The following is a 10,883-nucleotide window of genomic DNA, read 5'->3' as shown; positions in this document are numbered from 1 at the left end:
AAGGCGATCCCTCTAACAAGGATCGCCTGAATTCGGATAGTGAATATTTGTAAGTCACGCTCTTTCGTGTCATGTCGATCTTTCGGCTTGAGCATGGTTAGCGCTACCTGTTTCGTTGTCTGTTTCGTTGCCTGTTTCGTTGCCTGTGAACACACATCTCAAGCATGAAATTTGATGCGTTGTAGTCTGAGGGCGTTAAGTACGACAGAAACCGAGCTGAACGCCATCGCCGCTCCAGCCAGCCAAGGGGCCAGCAGTCCGACAGCCGCCACAGGAATGCCAAGTGAGTTGTAGGCCAATGCCCAGAATAAATTCTGCTTGATGTTGCGCATTGTTTTCCGGCTCAGCCAAATGGCATCTGCAATACGGTTCAGATCGCCATGCATCAACGTTAGATCGGCGGCTTCCATCGCAACGTCAGTACCGGTTCCAATGGCCATCCCAATATCTGCTGTAGCGAGAGCGGGTGCATCATTAATACCATCTCCGACCATGGCAACCTTCTTGCCTTGCGCCTGCAATTTCTTGATCTCCTCAGCCTTTCCTTCCGGCAGCACTTCGGCAAGCACATTTTCAATCCCGACTTGTCTGGCAATGGCCCGGGCGGTTCGTTCATTATCTCCGGTCATCATATATACCTGAATGCCCAGCTCCTTCAAACGGGCAATAGCACCGGCAGAGGTTTCCTTAACGGTATCGGCCACTGCCACCATTCCGGCATATCTACCGTCAACCGCGACGAGCATCACGGTTTTACCCGACTGCTCCATTCTCTCCATGTCTGGGAGGGCTTTCTCGAACGAGATATCTTGCTGTGCCAGTAGCTTGCGTGTCCCGATCCATACTTCTTTGCCCTCCACGACTGCACGAATCCCGAACCCGGGCATCGCTTCAAATTGGGATGAAGAAGGCAATTCAATACCTTTCTCTTTCACACCGCTGACTATCGCCTCCGCAAGCGGGTGCTCGGAATGACGTTCTGCTGCACCTACAAGCTGTAAAAAGGCGGTCTCGTCCTCTTGATCGACCACGATGTCCGTCAGCGATGGTTTTCCATTCGTAATCGTTCCGGTTTTATCGAGTACAATCGTCTGAATATGCTGGGTCGTTTCCAGATGTTCCCCGCCTTTGAACAGAATACCGTTCTCGGCTGCGCGTCCAGAACCCGCCATAATGGAGGTAGGTGTAGCCAGACCGAGCGCACAAGGACAGGCAATGACGAGCACAGCAATGGCTTTTTCCAGCGCACCTGCTAGATGACCTTGATCTACAAAGAACAACCATATGAAAAAGGTGATCAACGAAATCGCTACGACGATCGGCACGAAAATGCCGGAGATTCGGTCTGCGATCCGCTGGATCGGCGCTTTCGATCCCTGCGCTTCTTCCACTACCCGAATAATGTGGGCGAGTGCTGTCTCTTTGCCTATCTTTGTTGCTTCCATCATAAAGGAACCATGCTGATTAATCGTAGCACCAATGACGAAGTCGCCGGATTGTTTCTCTACAGGGATACTCTCGCCGGTCAGCATGGATTCATCAATGGATGAATGGCCCTCTCTGACAATGCCATCCACTGGAATCTTCTCACCCGGTCTGACCATCACCTGATCACCCACTACCACCTGATCCACGGCTACTTGAATTTCCGTTCCTTCACGGATCACGGTTGCGGTCTTGGCCTGTAAGCCCATTAAGGACTGAATCGCCTTCGATGTCCGTCCTTTGGCCAGCGCTTCAAATAGCTTCCCCAGAATAATGAGAGTGATCAAGATGGCACTGGTCTCAAAATACAGTTCCGGATTGTGGGAATGGTCTTGATTCAACCAGCGCACGCTTACATAGACACTGTAAAAGTAGGCCGCTGACGTTCCCAGCGCCACGAGTACGTCCATATTGGCGCTTTTGTTTTTTAACGCCTTGTACGCCCCGATATAAAAAGGTCCACCGACCCAAAACTGTACAGGCGTAGCCAACAACAGCTGAAACCAGGGATTCATGAGAATGTCTGGCGCCCAGATAAAGGATGTCCAGCTAAAATGTCCAACCATCGCCCACAGCAAGGGAAAAGAAAGGATGGCAGACACAATCAGCTTCTGCTGCTGCCGCTTGATCTCTGCTTGACGATGATCCTGACTCGGATTCTCCTCATCCTGTGTTACCGCCTCATAACCGAGTTGCTGAATTTTTGCGATCATTTCCTCCTGCGATACCTGCGTCGCCGAATAGGTAACATGCGCCGTTTCCATCGCAAAATTCACAGTGGCCTCACTGACCCCCGGAAGCTTGCCCAGTCCTTTCTCAATCCGGTTGGCGCAGGCTGCACAAGTCATGCCGGAAATACGGAAATCTGCGCGCTCCTTGACCGTATCATAGCCTAACTGTTTAATTTTATCTTCAATTTGCTGCCCGTCCACTCGGGAAGGTTCATAGGCGACGGACGCCTTCTCCATCGCAAAATTGACGTGGGCCTGTTGCACACCTTCCAAACGCGATAACCCTTTTTCAATCCGATTGGCGCAAGCCGCGCAGGTCATTCCCTTGATTTGCATCTGCATCTGTTTCAATGGTTGTTCATTCACGGTGACACCCCGCTTTCTGACTCTCATCATCCTCATAATGGAATCTTCTCATCTATTTTATACCCACTGGGGGTATGTTGAATTCAAAAAAATATATGGCTCAACCGCCGTCAACCGAAATCAAGCCATACCTTTGGAGCAAAGATCAAGGCTCCAAATCAGGTTCAAACCTTATTGTACATCATAGCCTTGATCTTCGATCGCTTCCTTAATCTCTTCCACACTGGTCTTGGCCTCATCATAACGAACGTCTACCTTTTTGGAGGCAAGATCGACTTTTCCTTCTGCATCCAGCTTCATCAACGCTTTTTCAATAGCTGCTACACAGTGATTACAAGACATGCCTTCCACCTGCAAAGTTAGTTCTTTCATTCTCTTCACTCCTTTTATTTCATTAGTTTGTTGACCGTGACGATCAATTCATCCAGTACCTCATGCTCGCCAGCTTCAATCCGTTCAATGACACAGCTTTTCATATGGGCTTCCAGCAGCAGCTTGCCTACACTATTCAGGGCCGACTGCACGGCGGCAATCTGATTCAGTACATCATCGCAATACGTATCCTTTTCGATCATGGCTTTTACACCGCGAATCTGTCCTTCAATCCGATTCAGACGAGACTGCATATTCTTTTTTACCTGTTCCGAATGATGACTCTTTCTTTCCTTGCCTTCTCCCGGATCAGAATGACAGGCATGCCCTCCCGTCACAGACGGATTGTTTGTTGTCGTTTCATTCATTCTCATACCTCCTGTAGGTATCTGTCTTACTTATCATAATATACCCTAATGGGGTATGTCAAATGTGATGAATCCATTTCTTTCAAAGATTTTCAGGGATGTTTAGAATCGCTTGCAGACTTTAACTTGTACATGATGTACATTCGATAGAGTCCATAGACCAGTATCAGGAATCCCAGGTAGATCACGATGGCCAGCAATGCGCTTGAAAGTGAGCTTGTCAGCTTCTCGCCAACAAACGCAAATACGAGCATGACCGGAATCTTCCCGAGAAAGGTAGCGAGTAAAAAGACGACCCACGATATGTTTCGATATGCGGCGAATATATGGATGAGCTGGGCTGGAATAAACGGAATCAACCGGAATACGAGAATGGCCATAAATGCATGTTGATCCACCAGTTGGGTAAAGGCCTGCCACTTTCGACTGTTCCATTGGATCGGTTTCTGTTGCGATGGTCTGGATAGGGTCATCAGCACTACCATAAACATGATCATGCCCGCCAGTGTAGACGAGACAACACTCAATAAGCCGCCAATCCAAAAACCGTACTTCACACCTACTGCTCCAGCAAACACCCCATAAGGCACGACGGGAACCAATCCAAATAAAATGCCCACGAGCAAAATAATCGGGATATCGGTGAGCCGGTCTTCTTGCAGCCAGTCCATTAATGGCTCTCTGAAGCTTATAACAAGTACAGCCATTAGCAAATAGCCTGCTAACAGACCAAGGGAAGGTTTACGTATCAATCCGTTCGATTCCTTTCTGTGACCATCTATCAAATAGGAGATTGGTCAATCATGAAGATATTCAGCCGTTCCTTGATCCAGAATTTGTTTCCAGGAGGATCCGCGATCTGTTGTCTTGTACATATTCATGTTATACGTGGCGATTACCAGATGATCGGTTTGCTCGGGATGTTGGGCCAGATACTGAACCGCATCCTGTTTCTGAAGAGGGAGTGACATCCTGAATACCTCATTCATTTGATCATCGAACTGAACCAGTTCAGGACCTTCTCTTGTGTATATACCTGCCAGCAACGTACCATTGGATGCAAACTCTATTGCCGTGACTTGTTCCTTCAGTAAAGGTGAAAAGTCATTTCCGTAGTTGCTGGATATATACAGGCCTTCTCGCGTAGCAACCGCGACGATCCTTTCATCGGTAGGATGTACAGTTAAGGATTGAACGTCACTTGTCAAACCTGACAGGTTACTGGCGACCCAGGTCTGCCCCTGATCCAGGCTATACATGAGTCCGGACTGATTCATTTGTTGATTTGGAAACGGGTTCATCACATAGATTGTATGGCTTTCGTATCCGGCATCCATGATATGAAAATCCATTTCCCCATACAAGGTGATCCGTTCCAGTTCCCCATTGTCGTAAGACCCCTTCACAATCCCTATAGGGTCCTCCAAGGTAGAATCGACAGCAGGATGTCCACTGCTGTAAAATCCGTTATTCACACCTGAGAATCCCATGTAATCATGGCGATCCCCTTGTCCGACAAACCAATCTTCATCCCTGTACATCCGAATGCCATCGTGTGTAGCTACAATCAACTGGTCTCCATCAGGTGCATAACTCATTCCATGATAATGCTGGATAACCATCGATTCTTTCTTGTCAGGATAAAAAGTAAGGATCGCACTGATGACGACAATCAAGATCAACAGGTAGATCAACCCGTTCAACGATTTTATGTACGTGCGATGTTTCAATTTTACTACCCATGCGATCAACAATAAGCAGATAAAGAATATCAATAGCATCCAATCCCAGGCAAATCCCATGCCTTGTTCTTCTTCTCCATTGTGAACATGAACATTTGTCGCAGTCGCAATAAACAAAATTAGAACAACTGCGATCTTACCCACGTTATACATCTTTACTCTCTCCCTTCATAAATGGCAGACAAGTTCTGTATGCAAATCATCCATGAAACGCATCCTCGTGTCAAGTTCATCCTATTCCATTCGCATATGGGTCTGAAGATGGGACTGAGGAATCCGAAAACAGAAAAAAGAGCAGAATCAACTGCTCTCCCAAGACCCTTCGTTCGTACTTTTTATACGTTTTTTTGAAATCCATTTTGACAGGATAATGAGGACAATCATGCTGACAGCCAGCCACCATAAGCGGGTTTCGTATTCCGCTATATTCATGAGGTCATGTCCGAGTATGACATACAGCAGGGTGCCAGGTATTTGACCAATTCCCGTCGCAATCAGAAATGATCGAAACCGGATGTTGCTGATACCTGCCAGAAGACTGATCACATCAAATGACACGATCGGCACCAACCTTGCGATCAAGATGATGGCAAACCCGTTTCGACCACTAATCTCGTCAATTCTGCCAAGCCTGCTGTATTTGTCCATCAGTTTCCGGGTATAGCCATAGCCAAGTTTCCGGGCAAGCCAGAAGTTGAGCAGTGCACCTGCCATTCCGCCTACCCACGAAATCACAAAGCCCCAAAAGATGCCAAAAACCATTCCGTTTGCTGCCGTGATGACGAAACCAGGAAGTGGCGCTGCAACCGCTTGTAAGATCATGAATCCGATACTCATCACAGGCGCAATCCAGCCAAATGATCGGAGCAGTTCCACCAGTTTATAGATGGAGTCTCTGGAAAACAGAGCGAATAGACGATGGACCTGTTCGGCATACATCCCATAGCCTAAGCCGATTAACAGGCATATGAACAAGATCAGGAAAAGCAAATACTTGTTGATAGGTCGATGCTTCATCAGTCAGGCTCCCTCAATATCCGTCTGGCCTCCAGCATGCGCTGCAATCCGGTGAAGGTCTCTACCACCAGAAACAGACCTGTGGACCAGAGCAGCAGGCCAGGCAGCAGAATCATCAGTGTGAAAAGCAGGAAACCTTCCGTCCGTTCCGCGACCCCCGCCTGATAATAAAAGGACTTCATGCCCTTCTTCTCCGTCAACGCCCCTACCGTCAAAAAAATGGTCATCGAAAATACAATGGAGGCTGTCAGTAGGAGCAGCAGCAATTGCGCATCTGGGTATTTCACTGCCAGACCGATGATGACGGACAGCTCCACCAGCCGGTCAAAGGTAATGTCCAGCAACGTTCCCCACGGGCTGGTCTGTTTCTTCAAACGGGCCATCGAGCCATCCACGGCATCAAGAAATCCAGAGAACCAGAGCACGGCAACTGCGATAATCGGCAGATCGGCATAAATCCAGTAGCCAACGGAGACCCCAATGACAAATGCAATCCACGTGACCTGATTCGGGGTCAGTCCCCATTTCAGCAGCAGCCGTGCCGTATGACCGATCACGGGCTGCACATATTTTCTTGCATGGGTATCCAGCATGGTACGTCCCTTCCTTCCGCGTTCCCTCAATTCGTTATACGTGTGCTATCCCTGAATCGAGCCCTGAATCGAGGATGCGATCAGGTGAAGCTCACTCACGTCAAGCGAGATGCCGACCTGATCTCCCGCCTCATATCGGCTGTCTGCATCCATTCGCTGCAAGATGTGCAAGGTCTTGCCCTGGCAATGCACCGCTAGCTCATAAAATCCTTGCCGAAGCCTGGTCGATTGAACTTCACCGTGCAGGACCGCTTCACCGGGATCTCTGGAAATACGCATCTGCTCCGGCCGAATGACCAATGTGACGCTGCCCGGTGGTTGTTCCGGTATTAATGACAGATCAAGCCGGAAAGATTCCGATTCAAACACGCCTTGCTTCAATTCGCCATTGAACACATTGCGTGCTCCGATAAAACGGGCCACTTCCGGACTGTAAGGTTTCATGTATACGTCCATGGGAGAACCGATCTGCAATACCTTGCCCTCCTGCATAACAGCGATCCGATCGGCAAGCTCAAAGGCTTCCTCCCGATCATGGGTCACCAGCAGCATCGTAATCTGATATTGCTGATGAATATCTCGAACAAGCTGTCTCATTTCAGCACGGATGCCAGGGTCGAGAGCACTGAAGGGCTCGTCCAGCAGCAGCAGCTTCGGTTTGGTGACAATTGCTCGGGCGAGTGCCACACGTTGTTGCTGCCCGCCGCTCAGCTCATTCGGATAACGGTCATCAAATCCGGCAAGTCCAACCGCGCCCAGCACTTCCTGTGCGGCCTGTTTACGATTTTTCTTCGACCAGCCCTGCATTTTCAGCCCGAAGGCGATATTGTCGATGACAGGCATGTGCGGAAAAAGCAGAGGCTGTTGAAATACCATGCCGAATCCCCTTTTTTCTGCTGGCAGATCCGTAATGGTTTCATCTCCTAAACGTATGACACCCTCGTCGGTCTGCAATAGTCCTGCGATACATTTCAGCAAGGTCGTTTTCCCGCAGCCTGAAGGACCAAGGATGGCAAAACTTTCTCCCTTCGTAATATGAAAATGTACGGGACCGATCGAGAATCCGCTCTCTCTTTTCCCCTGCTGATATTGTTTTTTCAAACCATCTAGCATCAAATCGGCCAACGGTTACGCCTCCTTTCCCCTTCCGTTCTGTGATTCATATGGATTTGGCACGCGATCGTTTGCGGTAATATGCATTCAGGATCATATCCAGTCCCCACAAGGCCCCGGCAGCCAGTCCTGCGAATACGAGCGTATACGCTGCTGCAATGGTCGGATCTCCGCCACTGGCGAACGGGAACAGCAAAATGGGAATCGTGACCACTTGTCCGCCTCCAACGAGAAAGGTAATCAGGTACTGGCTGAGCGAGACCAACATACTGAGACCGGAACCGGCTATGATCCCCGGTAAAATATGAGGCAGCACGATCCAACGAAAACGCTGGAATCTGCCCGCGCCCAGCATCCGACCCTGTTCTTCCCATTCAAATCCAAGGGTTCCGAAGCTGATCATCAAGGCTCGAATCATATAGGGGAGCGATGGGGACAAATGTGCCAACACAACACCAAACACCGATTCTGTCAAACCGAGTCGAATAAAGGTCAAATGCATACCCATCACCGAAACAAACGCTGGAATGATAATGGGTGCATACAGGACGGCCTCTATCCATCGTTTCCCCTTGAACTGATAGCGCGACAAGGCGTCCGCAGCTGGTATGGCCAGTATGAGGTTAATCAGCGTGACGATCATCGCAATCCCGATACTGGTGATAATGGCTTCGCCCGTGCCAGAACTGGATGAAAACATATATGTCCACGCTCTCAAGCTCCAGCTATCAGGAATCAGCTGCGGCCAAGGCATGCGCAGAGAGAATGCGCCCAGAAACAGCGGGACAAGGGGCAGGGTGACGAGAATCAGGATCAACATCGTGATCCCAACATGCATGCGATGCATCCATTTGCTCATGACCATCCCCTCCCGCCTGCGGTCAGCCATCTTCTGCCTAACCGGTAAGCGAGCAAGCCCATCATGGCGGTGATCACCACGAGCAAGATCCCCACGGCCATCGCTTCAGGTCTTTGTGACAAATCCCCTGCATACCATTCATAGGCGAGCACAGGCAGTTGTTTCGGGTAAGTCACCCCAAGCAGATAAGGGACTTCAAAGGCTGAAAAGGTAAAGGCAAACACGATAAATGATGCCGCAAACCAGGCCGGCAAAAGCAATGGCAGCACGATTTCCTTCACAAACTGAAAACTGCTTGCTCCAAATACCCGAGCCGCTTCATGCCAGGCATCATGAATACGCAGCAGTACCGGGTACAGCACCAGCGAGATGAAAGGTGCTTCCTTCCACGTATACGTAAGCACGACCCCGATGCCGAATGGATCATTGACCAGAATCGGAAACTCGGTCATTTGATCGATCCAACCGAAATGATAGGCCAATCGTGCGATCCATCCACTCTGACTGCAAAGCAGCACGATGAGATAAGCCCCAGCCAAATGGGGCACAACGAACGGAAGCTGAAACCATCTTCGCCAAAACGGCACCCATTTCATCTGCTTGGATTTACTCAGCAAAAACAGGCAAATGGACATCATCAGCCCGAGGAGAGCCGCAAACAGGGTAGCGAGCAACGATACCCGCAAGCTAAGCCAAAAGGACAGCCAAAAATCGGCTGCACTCAAAATATGGGAATAGGCGGAAAAGGAAAAAGCGGATTGACCCGCGACCGGGAAATATCCCAGGCTCTGAATCAATCCTTCTGTAATCCCGCCGAAAAACAGCACCACAATGACGATGAGTGCCGGCAGAGTCATCCATAGCGGTTTATGGCTTCGCCACATGCTCATTCCAGCTTTCTTCTATTATACTCACATAGTCTGATCGAATCTCCGGCAGGCGATGCGAGGCCAGTTCTTCAGCAGACAGCGTAGCGGGTCCGCGATCAATCTCAGCGAGTCTGTTTGCATCTTCTTCCGACAGTTTGGCCGGGTCAATGGCCATGTCCTCTCCCCAGTGCTTGGGATCAAACTTAGCAATTTGTGCGGCTGGAGACAGCAATTCATTGATAACGACCATCGCGCCCGCCGGCTCGGAGGCATTGAACGGAATGCCCAGGTAATGCGTGTTGGAAAGGGTGCCGCTGTCCAGCACGAAGGTACGTGTCGTTTCCGGGAACGTTCCCTTTTCAATCAGGTTCGATGCCCGGGAAGGATCATAGCCCATGCTCATCCATACTTCGCCATTGGCAAACATCTGATCCAGCTTGGCCAGACTTTCCGGATATGTCTTGCCCTCCCGCCATAAATAGGGTTCGATCTCATTCAGATAATTCCATGTTGGCTCCAACATCGCTTGCAATTCCGCTTCCGTCAAATCAGCCATATAGGGCTCGTGACCGCCTGTGGTTTCCATCATTACGTGCCGGACAAATGCACTGCCGTTGAAATCTGGCGGAGCGGGATACGTAAATGCACCCGGATTCGCCTTCACCCATTCCTTCAATGCTTCCATGGATGTCGGTGGATCGGCCACCTTGGCTTCATCATAAATGAAAACAAATTGTGCTTTTCCCCAAGGTGCTTCCATTCCTTCTGTCTCCAGGCCAAAATCGTTGGCAATATCCGGTGCATCCAGGTCGACATATTGATTGGCGTTAGGCAGCTTGGATACAAAAGAGCCAAATAAAAGATCGTTCTCCTTGGCTGTCTTGAAATTCTCGCCGTTGATCCACATAATGTCGATGGAGCCATCCTTTTTGGAGGCCTGTTTCTCTGCCAGCAATTGATTAATGATGTCTTTCGTATCATTCATCGGAACTCGCTTCAGCTTCACATTGGCTTGTTCCTTCACACGCGGAGCGACCCATTCATCGATATACGTGTTGATAGAGTCACTGCCACCCCACATATACAGATGAACGGTTTGTCCCTCTGCCTCCTCCGCAATTTGGTTCCATTCCGCGTTCAGCACATCCAGCTTATTCGCTTCGCCATTGTCCTCATTTGAACTTGAACAGGCAGACAACACGATTGCGGCCAGCAGGATCATCATCAGTCCCGCTGCAACAGATTGACGTTTCATCCATCCCTCTCCTCTTCTCTTCATCTAATTTCTATGTTATATCATATCTTTCACTTTAGCGCGAATCACGTATTTTCTCTGTAAGCTGGCTTACAAAATCGCCAATTTCATGC

The 10,883-nt window shown here is 49.4% G+C and carries 11 protein-coding genes; all 11 read right to left on the bottom strand.

Going from position 1 to position 10,883, the window contains the following annotated elements:
* Nucleotides 1-158: 158 nt before the first annotated feature.
* Nucleotides 159-2,618 (bottom strand): heavy metal translocating P-type ATPase, encoded by a 2,460-nt coding sequence (locus ACFSUC_RS17050; RefSeq protein WP_379930846.1) that lies wholly within the window; start codon nt 2,616-2,618, stop codon nt 159-161.
* A 135-nt stretch (nt 2,619-2,753) separates the two neighbouring features.
* A complete protein-coding gene (locus ACFSUC_RS17045) occupies nt 2,754-2,954 on the bottom strand; it encodes a copper ion binding protein (protein WP_379930845.1) in 201 nt (66 codons plus the stop codon).
* A gap of 14 nt (nt 2,955-2,968) precedes the next feature.
* Nucleotides 2,969-3,322: a metal-sensitive transcriptional regulator gene (locus ACFSUC_RS17040; protein WP_379930844.1), complete on the bottom strand. Its 354-nt coding sequence runs from the start codon at nt 3,320-3,322 to the stop codon at nt 2,969-2,971.
* Nucleotides 3,323-3,414: 92 nt separating this feature from the next.
* Nucleotides 3,415-4,029, bottom strand: a complete 615-nt coding sequence (locus tag ACFSUC_RS17035) for a TVP38/TMEM64 family protein (RefSeq protein ID WP_379930843.1) — start codon at nt 4,027-4,029, stop codon at nt 3,415-3,417.
* Between the two features lie 90 nt (nt 4,030-4,119).
* Entirely contained in the window at nt 4,120-5,217 is a 1,098-nt protein-coding gene (locus tag ACFSUC_RS17030; RefSeq protein WP_379930842.1) for a F510_1955 family glycosylhydrolase, read from the bottom strand.
* A gap of 147 nt (nt 5,218-5,364) precedes the next feature.
* Nucleotides 5,365-6,081: a TVP38/TMEM64 family protein gene (locus ACFSUC_RS17025; protein WP_379930841.1), complete on the bottom strand. Its 717-nt coding sequence runs from the start codon at nt 6,079-6,081 to the stop codon at nt 5,365-5,367.
* Entirely contained in the window at nt 6,081-6,674 is a 594-nt protein-coding gene (locus tag ACFSUC_RS17020) for a CDP-alcohol phosphatidyltransferase family protein (RefSeq protein WP_379930840.1), read from the bottom strand. Before ACFSUC_RS17020 ends, ACFSUC_RS17025 begins: the two co-directional genes overlap by 1 nt.
* A 45-nt stretch (nt 6,675-6,719) precedes the next feature.
* Nucleotides 6,720-7,799, bottom strand: a complete 1,080-nt coding sequence (locus ACFSUC_RS17015) for an ABC transporter ATP-binding protein (protein WP_379930838.1) — start codon at nt 7,797-7,799, stop codon at nt 6,720-6,722.
* Between the two features lie 34 nt (nt 7,800-7,833).
* Nucleotides 7,834-8,646, bottom strand: coding sequence for an ABC transporter permease (locus ACFSUC_RS17010; protein ID WP_379930837.1), 813 nt, complete (start codon nt 8,644-8,646; stop codon nt 7,834-7,836).
* Entirely contained in the window at nt 8,643-9,536 is an 894-nt protein-coding gene (locus ACFSUC_RS17005; protein ID WP_379930836.1) for an ABC transporter permease, read from the bottom strand. The genes ACFSUC_RS17010 and ACFSUC_RS17005 overlap by 4 nt, the downstream gene beginning before the upstream one ends.
* Complete coding sequence (locus ACFSUC_RS17000) at nt 9,514-10,770, bottom strand: ABC transporter substrate-binding protein (protein ID WP_379930835.1); 1,257 nt, start codon at nt 10,768-10,770, stop codon at nt 9,514-9,516. The genes ACFSUC_RS17005 and ACFSUC_RS17000 overlap by 23 nt, the downstream gene beginning before the upstream one ends.
* Nucleotides 10,771-10,883: the final 113 nt, after the last annotated feature.

Origin of the sequence: Marinicrinis sediminis (assembly GCF_042685085.1) — a bacterium.
In the GTDB taxonomy this organism is placed as follows: domain Bacteria; phylum Bacillota; class Bacilli; order Paenibacillales; family KCTC-33676; genus Marinicrinis; species Marinicrinis sediminis.
Note: the sequence above shows the minus strand (reverse complement) of the source record. Positions and strands in the feature narration are given on the sequence as shown.

Bases quoted from the DNA above. Each gene is read 5' to 3' on its own strand.
- ACFSUC_RS17050 (WP_379930846.1), bottom strand. From the start codon at position 2,618: ATGAGGATGATGAGAGTCAGAAAGCGGGGTGTCACCGTGAATGAACAA.
- ACFSUC_RS17045 (WP_379930845.1), bottom strand. From the start codon at position 2,954: ATGAAAGAACTAACTTTGCAGGTGGAAGGCATGTCTTGTAATCACTGT.
- ACFSUC_RS17040 (WP_379930844.1), bottom strand. From the start codon at position 3,322: ATGAATGAAACGACAACAAACAATCCGTCTGTGACGGGAGGGCATGCC.
- ACFSUC_RS17035 (WP_379930843.1), bottom strand. From the start codon at position 4,029: ATGGCTGTACTTGTTATAAGCTTCAGAGAGCCATTAATGGACTGGCTG.
- ACFSUC_RS17030 (WP_379930842.1), bottom strand. From the start codon at position 5,217: ATGTATAACGTGGGTAAGATCGCAGTTGTTCTAATTTTGTTTATTGCG.
- ACFSUC_RS17025 (WP_379930841.1), bottom strand. From the start codon at position 6,081: ATGAAGCATCGACCTATCAACAAGTATTTGCTTTTCCTGATCTTGTTC.
- ACFSUC_RS17020 (WP_379930840.1), bottom strand. From the start codon at position 6,674: ATGCTGGATACCCATGCAAGAAAATATGTGCAGCCCGTGATCGGTCAT.
- ACFSUC_RS17010 (WP_379930837.1), bottom strand. From the start codon at position 8,646: ATGAGCAAATGGATGCATCGCATGCATGTTGGGATCACGATGTTGATC.
- ACFSUC_RS17005 (WP_379930836.1), bottom strand. From the start codon at position 9,536: ATGAGCATGTGGCGAAGCCATAAACCGCTATGGATGACTCTGCCGGCA.
- ACFSUC_RS17000 (WP_379930835.1), bottom strand. From the start codon at position 10,770: ATGAAACGTCAATCTGTTGCAGCGGGACTGATGATGATCCTGCTGGCC.